Below are 25393 nucleotides of genomic sequence, written 5' to 3'. Positions count from 1 at the left end.
CTAGCTCCGTGCAAAAGGGGCGAACCAGCCTAGACCGTCCAGCGTGCGGCCACGCGGAATGTATTCGCAGCCGATAAAACCGTCGTAACCCAGGCGGTCGATTTCGCTGAACAGATAGGGATAATTCAGCTCCTCCCCATCCGGCTCATTGCGGGACGGCACACTGGCGATCTGGATATGGCCGGTGACCGGCAGCAGGCGCCGCAATGCCATGGCGACATCGCCATGGATGATCTGACGGTGATAAATGTCGAATTGAAGCTTCACGTTCGGTAGGCCGCATTCGGCGATCAAACGCTCGGCCACGGCGAAGTCGTTAAGGAAGTATCCCGGCATGTTGCGCCCGTTGATCGGCTCAAGCAGAAGGTCGATGCCCTTTTCCCCGAGCCGGCCGGCGGTGTAGGCGACGGAGCGCCGGTAGGAGGAAGAGGCGTCTCGATCATGAGGATCGGCGATGCCTGCCATCAGGTGCAACCGTCTGACGCCGGTCGCCGCCGCATAATCCAAAGCCCGCTCGACACAAGTCTTCAGCTCATCGAACCGTCCGGGAAGGGCCGCGATGCCGCGTTCGCCGGCACCCCAGTCGCCTGGCGGCAGGTTGAACAAAGCCTGCTGCAGATTGTTGCGGGCGAGCCGTTCGGCGAGGGCCTCCGGCGCGGCTTCATAGGGAAAGAGATATTCGACGGCGGAAAACCCCGCATCGGCTGCAGCATCGAAGCGGTCGAGGAAGGCCCATTCGTTGAACATCATCGTCAGGTTGGCGGCGAACACAGGCATGTCGGCTTCCTTTACAGGCTCTGCGGCTCCTTGACGGGGCCGGGCAATTCTGCGCCGGAAAGCAGGGCATAGAGGCGTGCGAGTGAGGAATCATCGTCACGGCCCATGCCGGCTCCGGCCGCCGCCAGGTACATTTGCAGGGCGGCTGCCGCGAGCGGCGCCGGATATCGTTCGGAGCGCGCCATATCCTGGACGATACCGAGGTCTTTGACGAAGATCTCGATGCTGCTGAGCGGCGTATAATCCCCGGCAAGTACATGCGGCACGCGGTTTTCGAACATCCAGGAATTGCCGGCCGAGGCGGTGATGACTTCATAAACCTTGTCGAGGTCGAGACCCTGCTTGGCCGCAAAGCTTATGGCCTCACATGCGGCTGCGATATGCACGCCGGCGAGAAGCTGGTTGATCATCTTGAAGGCGGCGCCGGTTCCGGCCGCGCCGCCGAGATCGTAGACCTTGCCGGCCATGGCGTCGAGACCCGGGCGCGCCCTGTCGAAGGCTTGGCTGGAGCCGGATGCCATGATCGTCAGTTCGCCAAGCGCCGCCTTGGCCGCGCCGCCCGATATCGGCGCATCGAGATAGTGCAGACCGAGGGCCTCTACTCTTTGTGCGAGATTGCGTGCGACGGCGGGATTCATGGTTGCTGATGAGATGAACACGGCGCCTGTCTTCATCGTGCTTGCAACGCTTTCAGGGCCGAACAGCACGGCCTCGGTTTGCGCGCCGTTGACCACCACGCAGACAACAATGTCGGCCTCCCTGGCGGCGTCGGCGGGAGTCGCCGCGCCACGTCCGCCGTCGGCGACGAAGCGGTCCACTGCCGCCGGCGTTATGTCATATCCGATGACGTCAAGACCTGCGCGCTTCATCGACCGGGCCATTCCCAGTCCCATAGAGCCTAGACCGATGACGGCCGCGACGGCGGGGCGCGAGTTTTCGGCAAGCGGTGTCATGGGAGTTTCTCCAGTCTTGAAAGATCCATGCCCTGGGAGCTGCGGCCAGGTATTTTGGCAGCGCTGCCAATTTCCTACTCCCTTTTGGCAGCGCTGCCAACTGTGAATTGGCAGCGCTGCCAAAAAAATCTTGCTTCTGGCCGGAAGTGATGAAAAATGGATGTCGCACTGAGGCGCCCCAGGGTTTCTTCGCGCGTCTAAAGATTCCAGATGCCGGGTTCGAAAGTGACCATGGAATTCAAACATCAGTCGACGGTGACCCTTGCAGAGGTCGCGCAAGCGGCCGGCGTCGGCGAGAGCACGGTGTCGCGCGTGCTGCGCAACCACGGTTCGTTTTCCGGCAGAACGCGGGAGCGGGTAATGGCTGCCGTTGAGCGGCTGGGCTATGTCCCGAACCGGATCGCCGGAACGCTTGCCTCCACCGGTTCGCGTCTTGTCGCCTTCGTCATTCCCTCGCTGTCCAACATCGTATTTTCCGACGTGCTGCGTGGTGCGAGCGCCGTTCTGGAAGAAAACCGCTACCAGGCGGTCTTTTCGGTGACGGATTATGATCCGGGCAAGGAGGAGGCGCTCGCAACCGCAATGCTTGCCTGGCGGCCGGCGGCAGTGATGCTGGCGGGGTATGAGCACACCGACGGCACGATGAAGATGTTGCGCGCCAGCGGGTGTCGTGTTGTGGAACTGCTCGATCTGGACGGCGATGCCCTTGATATCGCCGTCGGCTTCTCGAACCGCGCGGCCGGGCGGGAGAGCGCTGCCTTCCTGCTCAGGCGGGGCTATCGACGGATCGGCTATGTCGGTCACGACCTGGACCGCGACACCCGCGCCGGCAAGCGTTTTCTGAGTTTTTGTGACACTCTCGACGCCAACGGAACTCCGCTCATCGCTCGCGAAATTGTGGCGGGCGCTTCGTCGGTGGAAAACGGTAAGCAGGGGCTGGAGCGACTGTTGGCACGAGCAACCGACCTCGACGCGGTCTATTTTTCCAACGACGACATGGCGCTCGGCGGTTATTTTCACTGTCTCGCCCAAGGGATCGCCATCCCCTCGCAGCTCGCCATTTTCGGCTATAACGGCCTCGATATCGGCCGGGCAATACCGCAACCCTTATCGACCATCCGGACGCCGCGCGTGACGACGGGGCAGATCGCCGCTGAGCTGGTCATCGCCAACGCGCCGCCGCAGGCCATCGATCTCGGTTTTGAACTGATCGAAGGGGCAACTGCGTAATATTGGAGGAACCGCCATGTCCGATGCGCGCCTGCGTGAGGAAATCTGCCGATACGGTCGCTCGTTGTTCGAGCGCGGACTGACGCCCGGTTCGTCCGGCAATATATCGTTGCGGCTGGAGGACGGCGGCTGGCTGGTGACGCCGACCAACGCCTCGCTCGGGTTTCTCGACCCGGCCCGGATCGCGAGGCTCGACGCGGAAGGCCGGTTGCTGTCCGGCGACAAGCCGACCAAGGAAATCCCGCTTCACACCGCCCTCTACGACACACGCGGCAGCGCTCGCGCCATCGTTCATCTTCACTCCACCCATGCGGTGGCGCTCACCATGCTGCCGGAGATCGATCCGCGCGCGGCCCTGCCGCCGATGACACCATATTATCTCATGCGCGCCGGCGAGACCGCTTTGGTGCCGTATTATCGCCCCGGGGATCCCGCGGTGGCCGATGCAATCCGGGGGCTGGCCGGCAAATATTCATCGGTGCTTCTCGCCAATCATGGACCTGTTGTCGCCGGTGACAGCCTGGAGGCGGCGGTCTTCGCGACCGAGGAACTAGAGGAAACGGCGAAGCTCTATCTGCTGTTGCGCAACCTCAATCCCCGGTTCCTCAGCCCGGCTCAGGTGGCCGATCTCGTCAATACCTTCGGCCTCGATCTTCCGTCGCATCATGACCACGATCACGATTGAACCCGAGAGCACGCAACCTTCTGCCAAACGCCGCTTTCCATACGATAGATTCTGCTTCCGATGCCGCCCAATTCAGGTAAGCCGCGGATAAAGCGATGCCTATGATTGTGAAACATCCCGGTTCCAATCATTCAAGGATACGCAGATGACGACGTTCCGCCCGAAATACATCACCTTCGACTGCTACGGCACGCTCACCAACTTCCAGATGGCGGAAGCGGCACGCGATCTCTACGGCGACCAACTCGACGAACCGCGCATGGCGGAGTTCGTCAAGAATTTCGCCGCCTATCGTCTCGACGAGATCATGGGCGCCTGGAAGCCCTACGCGGAGGTGGTGCACAACTCGCTCGAGCGGACATGCAAGCGCAACGGCGTGACGTTTCGCGATGAAGCCGCTCAGATGGTCTACGCACGTGTTCCGACATGGGGGCCGCATCGCGACGTACCCGAGGGTCTTGCCAGGGTTGCCCGGGAAATTCCGCTGGTGATCCTGTCCAATGCCATGGACGCGCAGATCATGTCGAATGTCGAAAAGCTCGGCGCGCCCTTCCACGCGGTCTATACCGCGCAACAGGCAAATGCCTATAAGCCGCGTTTCCAGGCCTTCGAATATATGTTCGACATGCTCGGCTGCGGACCGCAGGACGTGCTGCATTGCTCGTCCTCCTTCCGCTACGATCTGATGTCGGCCCACGATCTCGGCATCAAGAACAAGGTCTGGGTCAATCGCGGTCACGAGCCGGCCAATCCCTATTACGGCTATGTCGAAATCCCCGATATATCGGGTTTGCCTGGCGTCGTTGGCCTCTGACGGAGACAAGCGGATGCAGTTCCAGTCCTACTGGCACGACACAGCGCGTGCTTTTGCCGATGCGGCGCAAGGTCCTGTCGAAGGACATTATGACGTCGGCGTCATAGGCGCCGGTTTCACCGGGCTTGCGGCAGCGCGTCAGCTTGCGAAAGCCGGCGTCAAGGTCGTCGTGCTGGAGGCCGAACGCGTGGGCTGGGGGGCATCGGGACGCAATGGTGGTCACCTCAACAACGGACTGGCCCACAGCTTCCTGTCCGCCAAGTCAGCGCTCGGCGCGGAGAGAGCTATCGCACTTTACCGGGCATTCGACGAGTCCATCGACACGATCGAGGCGATCATTGCCGAGGAGGGGATCGACTGCAATTTCCGTCGCGCCGGAAAGCTGAAGCTTGCCTCCAAGCCGCAGCATTTCGATGCCATTGTCCGCAACTTCGAGGCTGTGCATAGGGAGGTCGATCCGGAGACGGCGCTTCTTTCGGCGGATGACTTGAAGAGTGAGGTCGGCTCGCCCTTCCATGGCGCCATGCTCTCGAAGAAGAGCGCGATGATGCATATGGGCCGCTATGTCGCCGGGCTCGCCGCCGCGGCCGTCCGCCACGGCGCGGTCATTTTCGAAAAGGCTGCCGTGACCGGCCACAGGCAAGGCAACGGCCGCCACAGCCTGGAGACCGGGCGGGGCACCGTCACCGCCGATCACGTGCTCGTCGCGACAGGCGCCTACACGCCGTCGCTCTTCGGCTATTTCCGCCGCCGGATCGTTTCCGTCGGCAGCTTTCTGCTCGCCACCCGTCCGCTGAGCGACGCCGAAATCGCAGCGACGATGCCGGGGAACCGGACCTGTGTCACCTCGCTGAACATCGGCAATTATTTCCGGCTGTCGCCGGACAACCGGCTGATCTTCGGCGGCCGCGCACGCTTTTCCGCCACCTCGGATCAGCGGTCGGATGCAAAGAGCGGCGATATTCTGCGCGCCGGTCTGGCTGAAATCTTCCCGCAACTTGCCGGCGTCGAGATCGACTACTGCTGGGGCGGGCTCGTCGATATGACGAAGGACCGCTATCCCCGCGCGGGCTATGTCGACGGCGTCTGGTACGCCATGGGCTATTCCGGCCACGGCGCCCAGCTCTCTACCCATCTCGGTATGATCATCGCCGATGCCATCATGGGCAAGGCGGATCGCAATCCGGTAAAAGGCCTCGAATGGCCAGCCGTCCCCGGCCATTTCGGCAAGCCGTGGTTCCTGCCGGTCGTCGGGCTCTATTACAAGACACTCGATCGCTTCATGTAAGCCGCGGCGTGACGAGAGCGGTTCAGCCGTTCCCTGGCGTGCGTCGCAAAACATTGTAGCGGTGCGAGACAGGATCCGAAGCTTGCGATATTATTTAGGAAGGGCGCCGGAATGACTTTCCGGCGCCCTTTGTTTTCTTGTCGATCAGGAGAGTCCGCCGATGTGGAAGCTCTTCATTTCCAGATATTCCTCAATGCCGCATTGGGCGCCCTCACGCCCGAGGCCGGATTGCTTGACGCCGCCGAACGGAGCGACCTCGGTGGAAATGGCGCCGGTGTTCAGGCCGATCATGCCGAATTCAAGCGCCTCACCGACCCGCCAGGACCGCTTCAGGCTCTCGGTGTAGAAATAGGCCGCAAGGCCGAAGGGGGTGGAATTTGCGATGCGGATCGCCTCCTCCTCGGTGTCGAACCGGAACAGCGGGGCAACAGGTCCGAATGTCTCTTCGACGGCAAGCTGCATGTCGGTGGTCGCGCCGCCAAGCACCATCGGAGTGGCATATTGATCGCCTGCCGGCACGGAATCTGCAGTAGCGAGGATCTTTGCTCCCTTGTTTACCGCATCCTCCACGTGCCGGTTGATCTTCTCGATCGCAGCTTTGTTGATCATCGGTCCGATATCCGTGCCGGCCTCGGTGCCTGCCCCGACCTTCATGGCCGAGACCCGCGCGCTGAGTTTGGCGGCAAAGGCATCGTAGACGCCAGACTGGACGAGAAGACGGTTGGCGCAGACGCAAGTCTGTCCGCCGTTGCGGAATTTCGATGCGATGGCGCCTTCGACGGCAAGGTCGAGATCGGCATCGTCGAAAACGATGAAAGGCGCGTTGCCGCCGAGTTCGAGGCTGAGCCGCTTGACGCTGTCGGCGGCCCCCCGCATCAACAGCGAACCGACGCGGGTCGAGCCGGTGAAAGAGATCTTGCGGACGGTCTGGTTCGCCATCAATTCGTCGCCGATTGCGGTCGGCATGCCGGTGACGATGTTGATCACGCCCTTGGGGATGCCGGCGCGTTCCGCCAGAACGGCGAGCGCCAGCGCCGAAAACGGGGTCAGGTCGGATGGCTTGATGACAACCGTGCAACCCGCCGCAAGCGCCGGCCCCACCTTGCGGGTGATCATCGCATTGGGAAAATTCCAGGGCGTGATGATCGCCGATACTCCGACGGGCTCCTTCAAAACGACGATCCTCCGATCCGCGGTGGGCGAGGGAATGGTCGTTCCACCGATGCGGCGCGCTTCCTCGGAAAACCATTTGATGAATGAGGCGCCGTAGCGGATTTCGCCCCGGGCTTCCGTCAGCGGCTTGCCCTGTTCCGTGGTCAGGATCAGCGCCAGGTCCTCGATATTGTCGAGCATCAGATCGTGCCAGGTCTCGAGCAGGGCGGCGCGCTCGGCATGGGTCTTGGCCCGCCATGGACCAAAAGCTTTTTCTGCCGCCATGATCGCGGCCCGCGTGTCGGCTCCGTCCATGTCGGGCACGCTGCCCAGCACGTGCTGCGTCGCCGGATCGATTACCTCGATCGTGCGCCCGGCCGCGCCCCCGCACCATTCTCCGTCGATGAGCCCCTTCTGGCGCAGCAGGTTTCCATCCCTCAATCCGTTCATCTTGTCCTCTTTCATCAAAGCGTCCTCTCCACAATTCCGGGCGCGAAACCGCGGTGCAATTTGTGCGACGTGCTCTAGTCGAGTGCCGAAAGCACCGATGCCGTGATCGCCTCCGTCTTGTCCTTGCCGGGAGTGGCGCCGATGCCGCGCGCGGTCGTCGTCTCGATCGCGGCCATTATCCTTGCGGCGGCAGCCGCTTCTCCGAGATGCTCCAGCATCATTGCGCCCGACCAGATGGCGGCGATCGGATTGGCAATTCCCAGATGAGCGATATCGGGCGCGGAGCCGTGGACCGGTTCGAACATGGACGGCGCTGAGCGGTCAGGATTGATGTTGGCGGATGCCGCAAAGCCGAGCCCACCCTGGATGGCAGCGCCAAGGTCGGTCAGAATGTCGCCGAACAGGTTGGAGGCGACCACGACATCGAGGCTATCAGGCGCCATGACCATGCGGGCGGCCATGGCGTCGATATGGTAGCTGGTCACCTCGACATCGGGATATTCCGCCGAGAGCTTGCGGGTAATCTCGTCCCAGAAGACCATCGAATATTTCTGCGCGTTGGACTTCGTCACCGAGGCGAGTTTGCCGCGCCGCGCCCGTGCTTGCTCGAAACCGAAACGCAGGATGCGTTCGACCCCCTTGCGGGTGAAGATGGAAGTTTCGACTGCCACCTCGCTGTCCGTGCCCGGGTGAACGCGGCCGCCGGCGCCGGAATATTCGCCCTCGGTATTTTCGCGGATGCACAGGATATCGAAGCCCTCGGACCGCAGCGGCCCCTGCACGCCCGGCAGCAGCCTGTGCGGGCGGATATTGGCATACTGAACGAAAGCCTTGCGGATGGGCAGCAGCAACCCATGCAGCGACACGGAATCCGGCACCTTGCGAGGCCATCCGACAGCGCCGAGCAAGATGGCGTCGAAAGACCTCAGCGTCTCGATCCCGTCGGCGGGCATCATGCTGCCGTTTTCGAGATAGTAGTCGCAAGACCAGGGGAAGCGGGTTGCTTCAAGAGAAAGTCCGCCTGATCCGGCTGTCTTTTCGAGCACGGACCAGGCGGCTTCGGTCACGTCGCGACCGATACCGTCTCCGGGCAGAAGGGCAATCTTGTAGGTCTTCATCCGAGCTCCTTAAAGGCTGATGAGCACGCTCTTGCTCTTGCGGTTGGCGTGATAGGCCTCGCGGCCGAGATCCTTGCCGATGCCGGACTGCTTGTAGCCGCCGGTCGGCAGGATATGGTCGCGCGATCGGCCGTAACGGTTGACCCAGACGGTGCCGGCCTGCAGGCGGCGGGTGAGGCGGATGGCACGCGAAAGATCGCGGGTGAAGAGGCCGGCGGCCAAGCCGTAGGAGGGATGGTCGGCTAGCACTAGCGCCTCCTCCTCATCCTCGAAGGTCTGGATGGTCAGGACCGGTCCAAAGATTTCCTCGAGAACGGCGGGCGATGTTGCGGTCACGCCCGAAATCAGCGTCGGCGCGTAGAAATAACCCTCGCGATCGAGCCGGCCGCCACCCGTAAGGCATTCGGCCCCGTTGTCGATGGCGGCGCGGATAATGCCGTCCATGCGGGCGATCTGGCGTTCGGAGATGACGGGCGAATAATCGGTCGTTTCCTCCCAGGTCGGCCCCGGGCGGATTACCGCCAGTCTGGCGACGAGGGCCGCTACGAGCGCGTCCGCCACCTTCGCCTCGACGATGAGGCGGGATCCGCATATGCAGGCCTGGCCGGCGTTGGACAAAATGCTGGTGGCGATGGCGCCTGCCGCAAGGTCGAGATCGGCATCCGCGAAGACCAGCTGAGGGCTCTTGCCGCCGAGCTCCAACGTCATCGGCTTGACGCCGGTGCGGGCAATATTGGCCATGATGGCTGCACCGGCCGTGGTCGAGCCGGTGAAGCTGACCTTGGAAATCCCGGGATGGCCGGTGATGGCGGTTCCGGTGATCGGACCGTCGCCAAGGACGACATTGACGAGGCCGGCGGGCAGGCCGGCCCGCACCGAAAGCTCGGCGAGATAGAGTGTCGAAAACGGCGTCATCTCCGATGGCTTCAGCACCACCGCATTGCCCGCCGCAAGCGCCGGGGCAAGCTTCCAGCCTGCCATCGACAGGGGAAAATTCCAGGGCGTGATGGCGCCGACGACGCCATAGGGTTCCGTCACGATCATGCCGAAATTCGCGTCGTCGGTCGGGACGAGATCGCCGCCTTCCTTGTCGGCGAATTCGGCAAAGAAGCGGATCTGCTCGGCGGTGACGGCGATATCGCCGGCGACGAGATGGCCGACGGGGCGGGTTGAGGAGAGAGCCTCAAGCCTGGCGAGAGTCTCCGCCTCGGCTTCGATCAGATCCGCCCAGCGCTGCAGCGCCTTGGTGCGATCGCGCGGCCGCACACCACCCCAATTGCTTCTATCTAACGCCCCCCTTGCCGTCTCCACGGCCTGATCGACAAGGGCTGCGTCGGCAAGCGGACAGCCGGCATAGGGTTTGCCGTCGGACGGCCGATGCATATCGATGACGGCTTCGGCCGGAACCAGCCGGCCGCCGATGAAATGTCCCATGGGCAGGGAAATCGAGTTTGGATCGAAGCTGAGTGTCATTGCGTGTCCTCGGCATGAGCTTGCTTAAGCCTAGCTTGGGAAACCGAGCAGCATGCATCGACCGGAATTGCTGCAGCGGATGAAAATTGCGTTTTCCGCGCCGCCGCCAGTCAAATCTACGGCCGCTGATCGCGCCGGGCCGCTCGCCGTCACGTCACGGTCACGTAGATCTTGCGAACCGTCTCGATCGTCTTCCAGACGCCGACGAAGCCGGGCTTCATGACGAAGCTGTCGCCGGCCTTGTAGACCACCGGTTCTCCGCCGTCCGGTGTAAGTTCGACCAGGCCGGCAAGAATATGGCAGAACTCGAATGTCTCGCCCTTGATCGAACGCGTCTCACCGGGCGTTGCCTCCCATACGCCGGTATGGACGGTCTCTGCGCGAGCGACATCCTGCGCCCAGGTCTTGAAGATGGGATTACCCGCGATCAGACGCTCGGGGAGGGGGCCGGACTCGCGCGGCGGATGGGATGGGTTGGTATCGATTGTCTTAAGCAGGGACATGGTTTTCCTTTCGAGGTGCAGATGGTGGCAGAGAGGCTCAGTAGCCGCGGCTGCGATCGACCAGTCCGATCGGGTCGAGGCCCGCCTGGTGCCGTTTGATGTTGCCGATCACCGCCGCCGCCGCGGTTTCGGCTTGGGTGACGCTGGCAATATGCGGCGTCAGCAGGATTTTCGGATGATTCCAGAAGGCGTGGCCCGATGGCAGCGGCTCGGGATCGGTGACATCGACGACAGCGCCGGAGAGATGGCCGGCGTCGAGCGCACCGACGAGCGCCTGATGATCGAGCTGAGCGCCGCGACCGACATGAACGAGTGCGGCCCCAGCGGGAAGCCTGCCAAAGAGCTCAGCATTCAGGAAGCCGCGCGTCTCCTCGGTCAGCGGCAGCATGCAGACGAGAATATCGGTGGTGGCAAGCAGGGTCTCGAGGCCCTCGCCACCGCTGAGGCATCGAACGCCGTCGATCGTGCGCGGAGTGCGGCTCCAGCCGGACAGCGGAAAACCGAAGGGGTGCAAACTCTCAAGCACCGCGCTTCCCAGCATGCCGAGCCCAAGCACGCCGACGCGGCGTTCCGCCGCCTGAACGGGTGCGAGCGGCTGCCAGATCCCGCGCCGCTGCTGGCCGAGATAGGCCGGCAGATCTCGATGGAGAGCGAGCACGGCGAGCGTCACATATTCCTGCATCATTCTGACGATGCCGTGCTCGACCATTCGCACCACCTTGACGTGAGCGGGCACGGCATCGATGCGGAACTGATCGATGCCGGCGCCGATCGAAAACAGGATTTCGAGATTGCGGAAACGAGCGAGATCATCCGGCACGGTCCAGGTGATGAGGTAGCGCACAGCCTCCGGTTCGACCGATGCCGGATCCATGGCGAAGGCTATGTCGGGCAGTTCGCGTGCGAAGGCCTCGGCGAATATGGCGCCGCGCTTCGCATCGGAATTGAAGAGAAAGGTCATGGCAACGCTCCTTGATTGTCAGGCGGTGCAACGTCGGGCGAGTGCCTCGATCATGCCCTGGCAGGCCAGGAGTTCGCTCGCGAGGATGAATTCGTCCGGCCTGTGAGCACGGGCGATATCGCCTGGGCCGCAGATGATCGCATCGATGCCGGCGCGCTGGAAAAGGCCGGCCTCGGTGCCGTAGCTGACGGCGGCGAGCGGCTCGATACCTGTGAGTTCTTCAAGCAAGTGCGCAAGTGGCGCATCGGCGGCAAGCGACAGCGCAGGATAGGCGCTAAGTTCGCGCCATTCCGACTGAAAGCCGCGTTGCGGCAGCGCGTCGGCCATCGTTCGCAGCGGCGCCAGCAGCGTGGCCGGGTCGATTCCGGAAATAGCCCTGGCCTCGAACTCGGCCTCGCAGCTCTCGGGAATGATGTTGACCGCCTGGCCGCCCTTCAGCGTGCCGACCTGGAGCGAGGAATAGGGCGGTTCGAACACACGATCGAACGGACCCTGCGTCAGCCGCTCGGCTTCGGCGCTGGCGCAAGCCAAGACGTCGGTCATGGCATGGATTGCATTCAGCCCCTGGTCCGGGCGCGAGGAGTGGCCGGATCGGCCTCTGACCGTCAGCCGGGCGGCCGCCTTCCCCCTGTGGGCGCGGATCGCCCGCATGCCGCTCGGCTCGCCGATAATCGCGCCGAGCGGAGGTGCACAGAGCTCAGGCAAGCGGGCGATCATGTGCGGGACCCCGCGGCAGCCTGCCTCCTCATCGTAGGAAAAAGCGAAGTGGATGGGTCGGCGGAGTTGTGCCGCCGCGAGTGCCGGGACGGCGGCAAGCACGACGGCGAGAAAGCCCTTCATGTCGGTGGTTCCGCGACCGTAGAGGCGGTCCGTTTCGGCGCGGAGACGGAACGGATCGCTGCTCCAACCGCCTTCCGTGGCGGGAACGACGTCCATATGGCCGGAAAGGATGTAGCCCGGCGTCTCCCTTGGACCGATCGTTACGAAGAGGTTCGACCGGTCGCCCTCGGGGCCGGCAATCTCCGTGGCGACAATCCCTTGCCTTTGCAGGTAATGCCTGATCCACCCAACGATTTCGCCGTTCGGCGTGCCGACGACCGAGGGAAAGCCGACCAACCTTTCGAGGATTTCAATTGCCTGCATGAGCGTCCTCGCATCGCGGGATATAGAATTGCACCGGCCCACTCGCGGTCAGCGGTACGGGCGGCGGTCGGGATCTGGTCAATGACTGTAGGGGCCCGCCCAGGCTTTATTTGCCGAAACTGCATCGGATTTGGACGATTGTTGTGTTTGCACGGGCTTCGCCAGTGAATTGTATCGCGCGATCCGTCCTAATCTCGACGAAGGAACTTCCGGGCGCAGCTTTCCCTATGGGGTGGCCGGACAACACCGCAGGAGGGCGGGAGTGAGTGCACTGACATCCGAATCCAGGTTGGTCGATAGTTTCGAGACGCGCATAACCGGGATCGACAGTGTCGACCTCGACAAACTGCATACGCTTTCGATGTCCGTCGCCTGGCCGCATCGCCGTGAAGACTGGCAATTCCTGCGCGAATTCGGCCAGGGCATTGCGGCCATCGATGAAATCGGGCGCATCCTCGGCTCCGCGATGTGGTTTCCCTATGATGACCGGTTCGCCACGATCGGTATGGTCATCACCTCGCCGCGCCTGCAGGCCAATGGCGCCGGGCAGTGGTTGATGGGCCACGCGCTCGACCAGGTCGCCGGACGAAATCTTGGGCTGAACGCGACGCGGGCGGCGCGACGCCTTTATCTGTCCTTGAATTTTGTTCGTGAGGCGCCTGTCTTTCAATGCCAGGGCGAAGCGATAGCGCCACCGGATGTGGAGTTGCCGGCCGGTGCCGCAATACGGCCCGTGGAAGCTGAAGATCTGGAGGCGATCGCGGAACTGGATCGCGTGGCCTTCGGCACGGACCGCACGCCACTTCTGGCTCGGCTCATGACAAATTCGAAGGGCGTCCTGCTGGTCCGCGGCGGCCGGATCGAGGCCTTCTCGCTTTGCCGAAGGTTCGGGCGCGGCCATGTCGTCGGCCCGGTGGTGGCGGTCAGTGACGCAGACGCAATTGCCGTCGTCCATCCGCATGCGCTTGAGCATGCGGGGTCATTCCTGCGCCTCGATACGCGCGAGAAAGTCGGGATATTTGCCGATTTTCTCTCCCGCTGTGGCCTTGCTGTCTTTGACTTCGTGACAACCATGTCGCTGGGCGACCCTTGGCTTCCAAGTCCGGGAGGTCAGGTGGGGCATCGGGCGAAAACCTATGCGCTCGTCAGCCAGGCGCTCGGCTGACGGGAATTAAGCGCCGGGATAAATGTGCATGGCGGCCGCAGCCTTGATACGTTCGGCTTCGGGTCGGAAGGAACGATATTGCCACAGGCCTTCTGCCGTTTCCCGCCGGTATACGGTCTCGAGCCAGAACACCGTGTCATCGATCGGCAGGACAGGATGCCAGGCATACCACTCCGACCAGATCCTCTCTCGCTGCTCGATATTCATCGCCCCTCTCCCCATTCTTGAAGCGATCCGCTTCGAAAAATATTCAGCCGGAGAGAATTATATTACGAAACTATTCTGTCACGAAGATCGTTTTTGGCGCCTCGTGAGGTTGCTCAGCCAATCGTCTCACCGCCGCTGGCGCGCACAAGACGGCCGGATACTCAGCCAATCGAGCGTAGCCCGAGATAGGCGGCCAGGCTAACGGCAGAAAGCGCGATGGTTAGCCTGGGGCGAGCGTCGTCGAACATTGCCGCCAGCATAAGGCAGAGCATCAGCACGACTGATTTGGCCCAGAGATTTTGGTCGGAGATGGTGAAGGCGACTGTCGCCAGAAAGACGGCGCTTGCGACGACCGTCGCTGGAGCGGATTTCTCGGCGAGATCGCCGCCGGAAAAATACGGCAGAAGAAAACGCCGCATGCTGAGGCCTGAAGCGACGCTCAGAAGAAGGCAGGTCAAGACTAGGTGCAGCATATGGTCGGCGCCGGTCGTTCTACAGATCAGCATAGAGACGCAATCCCCATGCCAGCCGCAAAACGCCCGGTAGCCGGGATGATGCAGCGGTTTGCGTGGCTATTTAGGCGGCGTCTCGATCTTTTTTTCGGCAATCACTTGGTTGTCGGGCCTGCGGATGGCGCCGACATTTTTAATGAGAAGGTCGAACCCGGGAGCCTTCACGCACGGCTCTGATTCCGGTTCTTCGCCTATGTCTAAACCCGCTTGAGCTCGGGTGATGATTTTTATATAGAGAACAATGACTCGCTTTAATTCCGGAAAAGAGATTTTTCATTGGACCTTTCGTCAATCGAGATATTCCTCGCCGTTGCCAGCGATCGCAGCGTTACCAAGGCCGCAAAGGCAGTCGGGCGGGTGCCGTCGAACGTGACGACGCGCATCCAGCAACTGGAGGAGGACCTTGGCGCTTGCCTGTTCAGCCGTGACGGCAAGAAGATGACTCTGACACGGGAGGGCGAAACCTTTCTCGCCTACGCCAACCGGCTGATGGCGCTGGCGCTCGAAGCGCGTCAGGCCGTGCGGCCTCTCGCCCCATCGGGAACATTGCGGGTCGGCACAATGGAGAGCACGGCGGCAAGCCGGCTGCCGGCGGCGTTGACGCAATTCAAGCAGATGTGGCCCGATGTGTCGCTGCATCTGACGATGGGCGCGTCTCGCGATCTCGCCCGCGACGTTCTGGCCGATGCGCTGGATTGCGCGCTGATTGCCCGCCCACCAAAGACGATGCGCGAGGAGGATCTGGATTTCGATGCCGAACTCAAGGCGCTGGAGATGGAGACGGTCTTCGTCGAAGATTTGTTGATCGTGCTGCCATCCGGCCATCCCGCCATCAAATCCGCGGCCGACCTGCGTGTCGGATCCCTGGCAGCTTTGGAACCTGGCTGCACCTATCGCCGGATTGCCGAAAACTGGGCGCGAAAATCGAGCGACCTGCCGACGAGCGAGCTCGGCTCGTACCATGCGATCCTGGCGAGCGTTGCGGCCGGGAATACGGCGGGCGTGATGCCAAGGTCCGTTCTCGATCTCATGCACTGGCCGACTGCCGTTCAGACCCATCAGCTCGGGCCGGTCGAAACGCTGCTGGTTTACCGCAAGGACGATTGCCCCAACGCCTTCAGTGCCTTCCATGAGGTGCTTGGCGCAACCAAAGGCAGAGATGTCAGGCTGGCGGCGAACTAGCTCCTGCCTCTCCTCCTTCACCCCTCAGATTATCCTCATCATTGGTCTTCGCATGCAGTTTCCCGTTTCACCGAAAGTGGGGCCGAGCCGTATCGGCCGCTTTCGCCTGTTTTCGCCGATCCTGGCCGGCGCGACGTTAAGAGAACGATTGATCGCCTGTTTCGGCGCGTTGCTGGGCATCGGTCTCACCGGTGTCATCAGCGGCTATCTGTTCGGCCAGGGGCCGCATCTTCCGCTGATCGTTGCGCCGATGGGGGCATCGGCGGTGCTGCTTTTCGCGGTGCCGGCAAGTCCGCTGGCGCAGCCGTGGGCGATCATCGGCGGCAACACAATTTCCGCCCTGATGGGCATCATTGCCGCCTATTTCATTCGTGATCCGATCATCGCCACGGGCGTCGGCGTTTCGCTGGCCATCGGCGCAATGTCGTTCACGCGATGCCTTCACCCGCCGGGAGGGGCTGCGGCACTGACCGCGGTGCTCGGCGGTCCTGTCGTCGCCGGTTGGGGGTTCCTCTTTCCCTTCGTGCCGGTCGCTTTGAACTCCTGCATTCTCGTCGGGCTCGGGCTGCTGTTCCACAAGCTTTCCAGACGGAACTATCCGCACGTCGTTCCGAAGCCGGCGGAGAACACCCACCAGACGATCGATCCGCCGTCCGCCGCGCGGGTGGGCTTTCGCGAGGAGGATGTCGATGCCGCCCTCGAGGCGCTCGACGAAACTTTCGATATCGATCGGGCAGACCTCGGAAGATTGCTGCAGCAGGTCGAACTGCAGGCAGCCATCCGATCAAACGACAAGATCAGCTGCGCCGATATCATGTCGCGTGACGTGATCGCCATCAGCGAGACCTCCGAGCCGGACGCCGCGCGACATCTTCTTTTGAAGCATAATATCCGCACCCTGCCGGTGAAGGATCCGGAAGGCCGCCTGGTCGGCACTGTCGGCTTGCGTGAATTGTTTGGGGGCGGCGATACGATTGCCCACGCGATCTCAAAACCGGCAGTGGCGAGAGCTTCAGATGCTGCCCTGTCGCTGCTGCCGGTTCTGACGGACGGGCGCACCCATGCCGTCATCATTGTCGACGACGACCACCGGATCCTCGGCCTGATATCGCAGACCGACCTTTTGAGCGCCGTGGCGCGGCTGCTGCCGAACGACGGCGACACGATCGCTGCCGTGGCGTGAAATGTGCGGAGTGGCTGGGATTGCCGCTGGCCCGCCACGGCCGCCGAAGACGACATGCCTTCGTCGTCAGCCCTTCCGATATGATCTCGGCTATGATCTTAAACGGATGCAGGACGCGCTCGTCATCGATTTCGTGCCGGCGCCGTCACTGAGCAACGGGTGGGCCTCCGTCCGTCTCAAACAGGCCGCGGGCCGCCTGGACCATCGACTGCAGATGATTGGGATCGCGCACGCCCTGTCGGTAGAGCTCGATGATGATGCTCGCCATTCGTTCGGCTTCGTCGCTGTCTCTTGCCACTGCGTAATCGGCGCTGAGCTTGTCGAAGACGTGTTGGCAGGTTTCGAGATCGCGGGAGTCCAGCGGCACCTGCGATCGGCTTAGGATCGTTTGAACCATCTTCATTCCCTCGGAAAAGGCCCGCCCGGAGTGCCCAGGCGAGCCTGCGACCCTGTCTTAAAAGTCCATACCGGCGCCGGCCGGCATTGCCGGAGGAGCATCCTTCTTCGGCTTCTCGGCGATCATCGCTTCCGTCGTCACCAGCAGGCCGGCGATGGAGGATGCGTCCTGCAGCGCGGTGCGAACGACCTTGGCCGGATCGATGACGCCCTGCGCGTAGAGATCGCCGAACTCGCCGGTCTGAGCGTTCCAGCCATAGGAAAATTCGCTCTTCTCGCGCAGCTTGCCGACAACGACCGAGCCTTCCGCGCCGGCGTTTTCGGCGATCTGGCGAGCCGGGGCCTCGAGCGCACGGCGGACGATTTCGACGCCGACGCGCTGGTCGTCATTGGCGGTCTTGATATTGTCGAGCGCCTTGACCGCGCGCAGCAGCGCCACGCCGCCACCGGGCAGGATGCCTTCCTCGACCGCTGCTCTTGTTGCATGCAGCGCGTCGTCGACGCGGTCCTTCTTTTCCTTCACCTCGACTTCCGTCGAGCCGCCGACGCGGATGACGGCCACACCGCCGGCGAGCTTGGCAAGACGCTCCTGCAGCTTCTCGCGATCATAGTCGGAGGTGGTTTCTTCGATCTGGGCCTTGATCTGGGCGATGCGGCCCGAAATCTCCTCCTTCGAGCCCACGCCGTCAATAATGGTGGTGTTTTCCTTCTCGACCGTGATCTTCTTTGCCCGGCCGAGCATATTGAGCGTCACATTCTCAAGCTTGATGCCGAGATCTTCGGAGATGACGGTGCCGGCGGTGAGGATGGCGATGTCTTCAAGCATGGCCTTGCGGCGGTCGCCGAAGCCGGGCGCCTTGACGGCAGCGATCTTCAGGCCGCCGCGCAGCTTGTTGACGACGAGCGTGGCAAGGGCTTCGCCTTCGACGTCTTCGGCGATAATGAGGAGCGGCTTGCCGGACTGAACGACGGCTTCGAGGATCGGCAGCATCGACTGCAGGTTCGACAGCTTCTTCTCGTGAATGAGGATATAGGGGTCCTCGAATTCGACCCGCATCTTGTCGGCGTTGGTGACGAAATAGGGGCTCAAATAGCCGCGGTCGAACTGCATGCCTTCGACGACCTCGAGTTCGGTTTCGGCGGTCTTGGCTTCTTCAACGGTGATGACACCGTCATTGCCGACCTTTTGCACAGCCTCCGCCAGGAAGCGGCCGATTTCGGCATCGCCGTTGGCGGAGATCGTTCCGACCTGGGCAATTTCGGCATTGTTGGATATCTTGCGGGCGTTGGCCTTCAGTTCTTCGACGATAGCGCTGACGGCGAGGTCGATGCCGCGCTTCAGGTCCATCGGGTTCATGCCTGATGTCACGGCCTTGGCGCCCTCCTTGACGATCGCCTGGGCAAGAACCGTTGCGGTCGTGGTGCCGTCGCCGGCGATGTCGCTGGTCTTCGAAGCGACTTCGCGGACCATCTGCGCGCCCATGTTCTCGAACTTGTCTTCGAGCTCGATTTCCTTGGCGACCGAGACGCCGTCCTTGGTGATGCGCGGCGCGCCGAAGGACTTGTCGATCACGACGTTACGGCCTTTCGGACCCAGCGTCACCTTCACGGCGTTGGCCAGGATGTCGACACCGCGCAGCATTTTTTCGCGGGCTTCGACGCTGAATTTGACTTCTTTAGCAGCCATGTCCTCACTCCTTCATCGGCAGCTAGCGCATGTCGCCAAGTGTACAGCGGTTTTGCGAGAACGACATGCGTAGAAATTAAGATCCAAAGCGCGAGGAGCGAATCTCAGAGATCGCAACGCGCTTTAGCGTTGACTTCCGACTTGATGTCCTCAGGCGGCCTCTCTCCGCTCGCTCTGAGCTTCGATGATACCCATCACGTCGCTTTCCTTCATGATCAGCAGGTCCTCCCCGTTGATCTTGATCTCCGTGCCGGACCACTTGCCGAACAAGATGCGATCGCCGACCTTGACGTCGAGCGCCTGGATCTGGCCGGCATCGTTGCGGGCACCGGGGCCGACGGCAATGACCTCGCCTTCCTGCGGCTTTTCCTTGGCGGTGTCGGGAATGATGATGCCGCCCTTGGTCTTTTCTTCGGAATCGACGCGGCGGACGAGAATGCGGTCATGAAGAGGTCGGAACGACATGTCTTCCTCCATAGACAAACAATGACAACGTTGTTGGCGCTGGCTGAACCGGATTGACGAGATCCGGCCGGGTGCAAGTCGCGCGCCTGCGCGAATGATCTGGTTCGAGCGTTTTTCGATTTCAAGAGGCGCAGGAGAAAAATTGGCACTCTCTGTGAGCGACTGCTAGCAACTCGCCCGGGAACAGAAGGCCCGCTCCTGCGTTCGACATAATGACGATGGTCGTCCCCCTCGTCTCGAAGGCGAGTTCAAACTGCACATGGCTTGAATCCGGATGTCGGCGTTCCTAGCTCTCGGGCGATCGAGGCTCGATGAGCTCGATCACCGTCGCACGTCTTTAGGAGTGAGTGACATGGAAGAGAAGACCAATATAATCAAAGACCTCAGTATCGAGGAACGCGAGGAGATCTTCGTCGATATCGCGCGCACGCTCGAGGATACGGCGCGTGAGGCTCTTGTCGAGGGCAATACGCACTTCGCCCTGCTCTCAAACAACATGGCCGAAGCAATTCGCGTCAATGCCGACGAACTCGCCCGGGACGATCCCGAGAATGCCGAGCGCGTGTTGCTCCAGGCGATCTCGCAATTCGAGGCAGTGCACCCCTATCGCATGGTGAGCATGGCCGTTCACTGATTGCCAGCAGAACGGTTTGGCTCGAACGCCCGCTCGAATCAATTGCCTGCATGGAACTCTCGCGGCTGGTGGTGGTTATTGGATCACAGCATCGAAAGGTGATCCATGACCATTTCCCCAATCAACATGTCACCCGAGAGCGGAACCGACGATGCGCGCTCCTTCGATACGCGGCAAGCCGAGGCCGATCGCCAGGCAGCATTGGAAGCCGCCCGACGCAACGCGCGTTCGACGTTGGATCGCGATGGGGGCACTGAGACTCCAAGCCTGAAACTGGCGAAGGAGTATCTGAGCCTGGGTGGGCGCCGCCGGTCCAAGATCGACGACAACATTACGAAAGTTCGCCAATGGGAGAAGGATCCGCCGGAGGCCGAACGCTTCTGGAAAGAGCGGGTGGAAACGCTTTCAGAGAATGAGCGCAAGCAGGTGGAAGATTTTCTTCCCACCATCAACTCGCCTTGAAAGGCAGCCGCTTGGCTCGTTCTCGCACGATGTGTTCGAACGCTCCGAAGCAGGAGAATGCGTGAGATCAATCCGGCAATGCAGCAATGCATCGACAATTGCCTGCGTTGCTACGGCGCTTGTCTTCGCACGGCCATGAACCACTGCCTCGATGCAGGTAGAAAACGTACTGAACCCGCGCATTTCAGGTTGATGATCGCCTGCGTCGAAACTGGAGAAGATCATGGCCATAGACAAACACGAGCAGATACGGCGGCGCGCCTACGAAATCTGGGAAGCCGAGGGCCGCCCTGAAGGTGCGGACCTGCGTCATTGGATGCAAGCTTGCGACGAGCTGGCTGGCGAAGACGAGAATGAGACGCTGCAAGACCTGCTTGATCAAGACGACAGAGATGATGCGGCCTTGCTTCAAGGAGCCGGGGAAAGCGGTGACCTCGACCCGCCGGGAGCCGACCTTGGTCAAGTTGGCGGCGTGACGACGCCCGATATCGAGATAACAACGGGGGAGAAGCCTTCCAGGCGAAAAATCAGAAGGACCGAAGGACCGTAACCGCCATGCAGCATCTCGACCATGCCATGCAAATCGCCTTAGAGGCGCATGAAGGGCAGGTGGACAAGACCGGCCGGCCATTCTTCGAGCATTGCCAGCGGGTCGCGCTTCTCGTGTCGGGCGATGAGGCGCGAACGGTCGCCTATCTTCACGACGTCGCTGAAAAAGGCAGTGGCTGGACGCTCGACAGATTAAGGGAGGAAGGCTTCCCGTCGGCGATCATCTCCGCGGTGGATGCATTGACGCGGCGGCCCGAGGAGTCTGATGACGAATTCGTCAGACGCGCCACAGCGAATCCGCTGGCCCTGTCAGTCAAACAGGCCGACCTTGAAGACAATCTCCGACAAGCCGAACAAGCCGGCAAGAAAACCGAAAAATACCAGCGCGGTCTGGATCTCCTGCACAACATCCGGAACGAACGCTAGGTCTGTTCGGGCGGCGCCAGCGAAATCTCGAAGAATGTCCTGCCGCGCGTCCTCATGCATCACCTGATATTTTTCCGCATCGCCTGCAACCATTCTTCAACCATGGAACGCGGAGCACCCTGATGCCGACCTGAGATAAGGGGCGTGTTAACCCGTACGACTTATAGTCGCGTCGATGTGGATGAACGGGGGAACGGTCGTGTCCGGCGAACTGCACACAATCTTTGCTATGGATGGCACGTTAGAATGCCCGCATGGTGTCGGCGATGACCTTGAGCGACATGGTATCGTGCTGCGCCTTCACTGCGACCGAGCTGAGCTTCACGAATGGGCCGCCAAGCGACCGCAGCCGGAGCTTATTCTGCTGGACGCCCTGTCGCGGGAGGAAGATGGTCTCGAAGACTGCCGGCGTCTCAAAGCAAACCCCGTAACGCGTGATATTCCGATAATGATCCTGGTCTCGCCGGAGGACGAGGAGAGCCGGATCGAAGGGCTTGCCGCGGGTGCGGTGGATTGCGTTTCCAACCTTGTCTCCGCCGCCGAGCTCGTCGCCCGCATTAAGCGACATATCGAGCTCGGCGCAGTCCACGCGCGCCTGCAGCGGCGCAACGAGCAACTCGATACGGCGCTTGCCAGCATGGGACAAGGCGTCTGCCTGTTCGACGAGGCCGGTCGGCTGCTGCTTTCAAATGATCGTTATGCCGAGGTCTACGGACTTGATCCCTCCGTCATCCATCCGGGACAGTCACTCGAAGACATCCTCAACCTGAGACAAAGGGTCGGCGCCGTTCCCGCCACCTCGAACTCGGAATATCTCGCCTGGGCCGAAGCGACCAATAGGGGCGATACGCCTCGGGAGTGGATCAAAGAACTCAAGTCGGGCCAGATCATCCGCGGCTATCATCAGCGTACGTCGGACGGCGGCTGGGTATCGACCCACGAGGATATCACGCAGGCCTGGCAGGCCGAAAAGGCCCTTGCGAAGGCGCATGTCCAGGCAGAACGCGCCGAGCAGGAGGCGCGCGCGGCGCACGCGCGTCTTCTGGCGGCTTTCGAAGTCGTCCCGGAAGGTCTCGTCTTGTTCGACGAGGAAGACCGCTTCGTCCTGTGGAACCAGAGATATGAGCAGCTTTACGCCGAAAGTGGCGATATGCTCGTGAAAGGCATGCGCTTCGAAGACCGCCTGCGTGCTGGCCTCGAACGCGGCCAATATCCGGAAGCGGTCGGGCGCGAAGAGGAATGGCTGGCGGAGAGGCTGGCCCATCATGCGAAACCCACCAGCAAACATGAGCAGCGCCTACCCGGAAACCGCTGGATACGGATCGAAGAACGCCAGATCTCCGAAGGCGGTAGCGTCGGCATACGTGTCGACATTACCGACCTCAAGATGCAGGAGGCGTCGTTCAGGCTGCTGTTCGAAGGCAACCCGATGCCGATGTGGGTTTACGATCATGAAACGTTGAGATTTCTCCATGTAAACCAAGCCGCCATCGATCACTACGGTTATCGTCTGGAGCAATTCCTGACGATGCGACTATCCGACGTCGAGGCGCAGGAAACCAATCCGCCGCAGGCCGTCGATTTCGATGTCGAGGATACTGCTTCGTCCCGCTCTTCCAGGCATCTCAAGGGAGATGGCACGGCCATCGAGGTCACCGTCTATTCCACCTGCTTGAACTACAAGGGCAAGGCGGCATCGCTGATGGCTGTCGTCGACGTCACCGAGGCCAAGCGCGCCGAAAAGGCATTGCTGCAGCACCGTGACACGCTTGAAGAGATGGTGCGCTCCCGCACGGTCGAACTGGCGCGGCAGACAGAAGAGCTCGAACGGATGCTCGAACAGGAAAAGCAGATCAACGAGTTGCAGCGGCAGTTCGTCTCGATGGCATCACATGAATTCCGCACCCCGCTTGCGGTAATCGACGGCGCGGCGCAACGGCTCATTCGGCGCAAAGAGGCAGCGACGCCGGAGTTTCTTTGCGAAAAAGCCGATCAGATACGAAGTTCGGTTTCGCGCATGCTTGAACTGATGGAAAGCATTCTTGCCGCCGGGCGGCTGGATCATGGCCGGATCACCATCGTGCACAAGCCGTGCTCGATTGCCGAGATCATCGGAATCTGCAGCGCGCGCCAGGAAAGCATCCGCCGGTCGCATCGCTTTTTACTCGACCTCGACCGGCTTCCCCCGACGATCTTCGGCGATCATCCTGCGCTCGACCAGGTCTTCAGCAATCTCTTCTCGAACGCCGTGAAATACGCGCCTGATGCCCCGAACGTCCACGTGACTGGATGGCAGGACGGGACAAGCGTCTGCATCACGGTGCGCGACGAGGGTATCGGCATTGACGCTGATGACCTCCCGAAGATGTTCCAGCGTTATTTCCGCGCCAGAAGTTCAACAGGCATTGCCGGCACTGGCATCGGCCTTAATCTCGTCAAGCAGATTATCGAGCTTCACGGAGGCACGATTGAGGTGACGAGCCGCCGCGGAAGCGGTACGACGTTTACGCTTCGGATTCCGATCGGCGCGGAGCTGCCAGACCAGTTGCGTGTCGCTGCCGGATAGGCAGGCGGCATCTTCTCCGAGCGGTGGCTGCCTTCGCTGTTGGTCGCATTGTTGAGCGCGCTCGCCGCTGGGAGGTGGAGGTTCAAAATGATCGATCGCCAACCCTTCGATCTCAAGGCCTATGTGCGCGACACTGCGACGAGGCCATGCTTTATCTGCGGCTTGATCGAGAATGATCCGGCTTGTTTTCATCATCGTATTTTTGAAGACGATGAGACGATTATCTTCCTGAGCAAATATCCGACACTGCCCGGTTATTGCCTTGTGTGCCCGAGGGAGCATCGGGAGGATTTGGCGCAAGACATGTCGACAGATGAGTATCTTCGACTGCAGGAGAATGTGCACCTTTTGTCTCGGGCGCTGAAAAGCGTCTTCGACGCCGAGCGAATTTACGTGCTTTCGCTCGGTAGCCAGCAGGCCAACAGCCACTTACATTTTCATGTCGTTCCTTTGCCTGCAGGCGTGCCTCTTGAGAAGCAGCAATACCACGCGTTGATGGCAGAGCATGGCGTTCTGCAGATACCGGACGATGAGATGGTAGAGATGGCCCGGCGGATCGCTGAAGCATATCACGCAGAGGGGACTAATCGTTATTAGACCTCACGGCGTCCGAGTGGCCCGAGTATGGTGATGCCTTCGTTGCGCGCCGCGTCCGCCATCTTTCGATCGGCTGTGGCCAGAGGCAGGCCATCCGCTTTCGCAAGGGCGACATAACTCGCGTCATATGCCGTGAGTGCATAGCGGTTTGCCAGATAAAGTATCATTCCGTCTCCTCCTGATCCGGCGTCTTCCAAGGACAGGCCCCGCAATTGCGTCATCAGCAGCACCGCTTCGCCGGATCGCAGCCGTCCACGTCGCTCCGCCATCAGAAATAGATTACGGGTTTCGAACCAGAACAAGGTCGGTACTAATCCAACCATCGTGTGGAGATCGGACATAAGCCGGTCGGCCGCATCGTGCTGCTCATCAGGGAGAAACCACGCTGCGGCGATTGAGGCGTCAAGGACAAAGGTCATCAGTAACGTCGGCCTTCGTCACGCCACTCGCGGATTTCTTCCTGCGTGGTGAATTGACGGCTGGCACGTTGAGCTTTGATCTCGGCGATCAGTGCAGCGATATCGTTTTCGCGGCGAATGCGCGAAAGCCGAGCAATCGGCTTGTTGCCGCGGGAGATGATTACCTCTTCGCCGGCCTCGACCTTGGCGAGAAGCTCTGACAGATGGGTCTTTGCTTCAGCGACTTTGACTGTGACCGCCATGACGGCTTCCCCCTGCTGTTGCGTTTATTATCGAGCCGGCGCCACAGCGGCCTGCGGATATCTTGAGCCATGATAGGCTTCGAATTGCAACTTGGTCAACCGCAAACCAACCTGCCGCGTGACAGCCTCAGGCCCGCAGTGCGAGACGGCGGAG

Annotated in this window: 28 protein-coding genes; 13 read left to right on the top strand and 15 right to left on the bottom strand. The window is 61.4% G+C overall.

Annotated elements, in window-relative coordinates; all coding sequences use genetic code 11:
* Together otnI and ltnD are read right to left on the bottom strand one after the other, a co-directional pair.
* The gene (gene otnI / locus B5E41_RS15625; RefSeq protein ID WP_088395007.1) at positions 1 to 777 is read right to left on the bottom strand and encodes a 2-oxo-tetronate isomerase; all 777 of its coding nucleotides are present in this window, start codon (positions 775 to 777) and stop codon (positions 1 to 3) included.
* Between the two features lie 11 nt (positions 778 to 788).
* Positions 789 to 1730 carry an L-threonate dehydrogenase gene (ltnD, locus tag B5E41_RS15620; RefSeq protein WP_088395005.1) on the bottom strand — a complete coding sequence of 314 codons (942 nt, stop codon included), beginning with the start codon at positions 1728 to 1730 and terminating at the stop codon, positions 789 to 791.
* Between the two features lie 231 nt (positions 1731 to 1961).
* Here ltnD and B5E41_RS15615 point away from each other — a divergent pair, with 231 nt between their 5' ends.
* The 4 genes from B5E41_RS15615 (at position 1962) to B5E41_RS15600 (ending at position 5747) form a co-directional block, all read left to right on the top strand.
* Entirely contained in the window at positions 1962 to 2960 is a 999-nt protein-coding gene (locus tag B5E41_RS15615) for a LacI family DNA-binding transcriptional regulator (protein WP_088395003.1), read from the top strand.
* Positions 2961 to 2976: 16 nt separating this feature from the next.
* Entirely contained in the window at positions 2977 to 3645 is a 669-nt protein-coding gene (gene otnC, locus B5E41_RS15610; RefSeq protein WP_088395001.1) for a 3-oxo-tetronate 4-phosphate decarboxylase, read from the top strand.
* A gap of 145 nt (positions 3646 to 3790) precedes the next feature.
* Entirely contained in the window at positions 3791 to 4459 is a 669-nt protein-coding gene (locus tag B5E41_RS15605) for a haloacid dehalogenase type II (RefSeq protein WP_064807688.1), read from the top strand.
* A gap of 13 nt (positions 4460 to 4472) precedes the next feature.
* A complete protein-coding gene (locus B5E41_RS15600; RefSeq protein ID WP_088394999.1) occupies positions 4473 to 5747 on the top strand; it encodes an NAD(P)/FAD-dependent oxidoreductase in 1275 nt (424 codons plus the stop codon).
* Positions 5748 to 5891: 144 nt separating this feature from the next.
* On the opposite strand, the gene B5E41_RS15595 is transcribed toward B5E41_RS15600, so the two are convergent.
* From B5E41_RS15595 to argE, 6 genes are all read right to left on the bottom strand, one after another.
* Positions 5892 to 7349: an NAD-dependent succinate-semialdehyde dehydrogenase gene (locus tag B5E41_RS15595; protein WP_088395118.1), complete on the bottom strand. Its 1458-nt coding sequence runs from the start codon at positions 7347 to 7349 to the stop codon at positions 5892 to 5894.
* Positions 7350 to 7423: 74 nt separating this feature from the next.
* A complete protein-coding gene (locus B5E41_RS15590) occupies positions 7424 to 8467 on the bottom strand; it encodes a tartrate dehydrogenase (protein ID WP_088394997.1) in 1044 nt (347 codons plus the stop codon).
* Between the two features lie 9 nt (positions 8468 to 8476).
* Entirely contained in the window at positions 8477 to 9940 is a 1464-nt protein-coding gene (locus B5E41_RS15585) for an aldehyde dehydrogenase family protein (RefSeq protein ID WP_088394995.1), read from the bottom strand.
* Between the two features lie 149 nt (positions 9941 to 10089).
* Positions 10090 to 10443: a cupin domain-containing protein gene (locus B5E41_RS15580; protein WP_088394993.1), complete on the bottom strand. Its 354-nt coding sequence runs from the start codon at positions 10441 to 10443 to the stop codon at positions 10090 to 10092.
* A gap of 37 nt (positions 10444 to 10480) precedes the next feature.
* Complete coding sequence (locus B5E41_RS15575) at positions 10481 to 11404, bottom strand: 2-hydroxyacid dehydrogenase (RefSeq protein ID WP_088394991.1); 924 nt, start codon at positions 11402 to 11404, stop codon at positions 10481 to 10483.
* Between the two features lie 18 nt (positions 11405 to 11422).
* Positions 11423 to 12547, bottom strand: a complete 1125-nt coding sequence (argE, locus tag B5E41_RS15570) for an acetylornithine deacetylase (protein WP_088394989.1) — start codon at positions 12545 to 12547, stop codon at positions 11423 to 11425.
* Positions 12548 to 12809: 262 nt separating this feature from the next.
* On the opposite strand from argE, the gene B5E41_RS15565 reads away from it, so the two are divergent.
* Positions 12810 to 13712, top strand: a complete 903-nt coding sequence (locus tag B5E41_RS15565; RefSeq protein ID WP_088394987.1) for a GNAT family N-acetyltransferase — start codon at positions 12810 to 12812, stop codon at positions 13710 to 13712.
* A 6-nt stretch (positions 13713 to 13718) separates the two neighbouring features.
* Here B5E41_RS15565 and B5E41_RS15560 read toward each other — a convergent pair whose 3' ends face one another.
* Positions 13719 to 13919, bottom strand: a complete 201-nt coding sequence (locus B5E41_RS15560; protein WP_088394985.1) for a hypothetical protein — start codon at positions 13917 to 13919, stop codon at positions 13719 to 13721.
* Between the two features lie 161 nt (positions 13920 to 14080).
* Positions 14081 to 14392: a hypothetical protein gene (locus tag B5E41_RS15555; RefSeq protein WP_088395116.1), complete on the bottom strand. Its 312-nt coding sequence runs from the start codon at positions 14390 to 14392 to the stop codon at positions 14081 to 14083.
* Positions 14393 to 14707: 315 nt separating this feature from the next.
* On the opposite strand from B5E41_RS15555, the gene B5E41_RS15550 reads away from it, so the two are divergent.
* Entirely contained in the window at positions 14708 to 15613 is a 906-nt protein-coding gene (locus B5E41_RS15550; RefSeq protein ID WP_088394983.1) for a LysR substrate-binding domain-containing protein, read from the top strand.
* A gap of 52 nt (positions 15614 to 15665) precedes the next feature.
* The gene (locus B5E41_RS15545) at positions 15666 to 16796 is read left to right on the top strand and encodes an HPP family protein (protein WP_088394981.1); all 1131 of its coding nucleotides are present in this window, start codon (positions 15666 to 15668) and stop codon (positions 16794 to 16796) included.
* Positions 16797 to 16941: 145 nt separating this feature from the next.
* On the opposite strand, the gene B5E41_RS15540 is transcribed toward B5E41_RS15545, so the two are convergent.
* The 3 genes from B5E41_RS15540 to groES form a co-directional block, all read right to left on the bottom strand.
* Positions 16942 to 17193, bottom strand: a complete 252-nt coding sequence (locus tag B5E41_RS15540) for a hypothetical protein (protein ID WP_088395114.1) — start codon at positions 17191 to 17193, stop codon at positions 16942 to 16944.
* Between the two features lie 57 nt (positions 17194 to 17250).
* Entirely contained in the window at positions 17251 to 18879 is a 1629-nt protein-coding gene (groL, locus tag B5E41_RS15535; RefSeq protein ID WP_088394979.1) for a chaperonin GroEL, read from the bottom strand.
* A 150-nt stretch (positions 18880 to 19029) separates the two neighbouring features.
* Positions 19030 to 19344 (bottom strand): co-chaperone GroES, encoded by a 315-nt coding sequence (gene groES, locus B5E41_RS15530; protein WP_088394977.1) that lies wholly within the window; start codon positions 19342 to 19344, stop codon positions 19030 to 19032.
* 352 nt (positions 19345 to 19696) lie between these two features.
* Here groES and B5E41_RS15525 point away from each other — a divergent pair, with 352 nt between their 5' ends.
* The 6 genes from B5E41_RS15525 (at position 19697) to B5E41_RS15495 (ending at position 24578) form a co-directional block, all read left to right on the top strand.
* The gene (locus B5E41_RS15525) at positions 19697 to 19978 is read left to right on the top strand and encodes a hypothetical protein (protein WP_088394975.1); all 282 of its coding nucleotides are present in this window, start codon (positions 19697 to 19699) and stop codon (positions 19976 to 19978) included.
* A gap of 105 nt (positions 19979 to 20083) precedes the next feature.
* On the top strand, positions 20084 to 20440 hold the full coding sequence (locus tag B5E41_RS15520) for a hypothetical protein (RefSeq protein WP_088394973.1): 357 nt from the start codon (positions 20084 to 20086) through the stop codon (positions 20438 to 20440).
* Positions 20441 to 20663: 223 nt separating this feature from the next.
* Positions 20664 to 20990 (top strand): DUF2934 domain-containing protein, encoded by a 327-nt coding sequence (locus tag B5E41_RS15510; protein ID WP_088394971.1) that lies wholly within the window; start codon positions 20664 to 20666, stop codon positions 20988 to 20990.
* A 5-nt stretch (positions 20991 to 20995) separates the two neighbouring features.
* Positions 20996 to 21415 carry an HD domain-containing protein gene (locus B5E41_RS15505; RefSeq protein WP_088394969.1) on the top strand — a complete coding sequence of 140 codons (420 nt, stop codon included), beginning with the start codon at positions 20996 to 20998 and terminating at the stop codon, positions 21413 to 21415.
* 229 nt (positions 21416 to 21644) lie between these two features.
* Positions 21645 to 23981 carry a PAS-domain containing protein gene (locus B5E41_RS15500; protein ID WP_245303097.1) on the top strand — a complete coding sequence of 779 codons (2337 nt, stop codon included), beginning with the start codon at positions 21645 to 21647 and terminating at the stop codon, positions 23979 to 23981.
* Between the two features lie 87 nt (positions 23982 to 24068).
* Positions 24069 to 24578, top strand: coding sequence for an HIT family protein (locus B5E41_RS15495; RefSeq protein WP_088394965.1), 510 nt, complete (start codon positions 24069 to 24071; stop codon positions 24576 to 24578).
* On the opposite strand, the gene B5E41_RS15490 is transcribed toward B5E41_RS15495, so the two are convergent.
* Both B5E41_RS15490 and B5E41_RS15485 read right to left on the bottom strand, forming a co-directional pair.
* Positions 24575 to 24997 carry a type II toxin-antitoxin system VapC family toxin gene (locus tag B5E41_RS15490; protein WP_088394963.1) on the bottom strand — a complete coding sequence of 141 codons (423 nt, stop codon included), beginning with the start codon at positions 24995 to 24997 and terminating at the stop codon, positions 24575 to 24577. The two genes, B5E41_RS15495 and B5E41_RS15490, sit on opposite strands and share 4 nt — an antisense overlap.
* On the bottom strand, positions 24997 to 25239 hold the full coding sequence (locus B5E41_RS15485) for a type II toxin-antitoxin system Phd/YefM family antitoxin (RefSeq protein ID WP_088394961.1): 243 nt from the start codon (positions 25237 to 25239) through the stop codon (positions 24997 to 24999). Before B5E41_RS15485 ends, B5E41_RS15490 begins: the two co-directional genes overlap by 1 nt.
* Positions 25240 to 25393: the final 154 nt, after the last annotated feature.

Source organism: Rhizobium esperanzae (genome assembly GCF_002204185.1).
GTDB lineage: Bacteria > Pseudomonadota > Alphaproteobacteria > Rhizobiales > Rhizobiaceae > Rhizobium > Rhizobium esperanzae.
The sequence above is the reverse complement of the archived record's forward strand: the minus strand, read 5'-3'. Positions and strand labels throughout refer to the sequence as shown.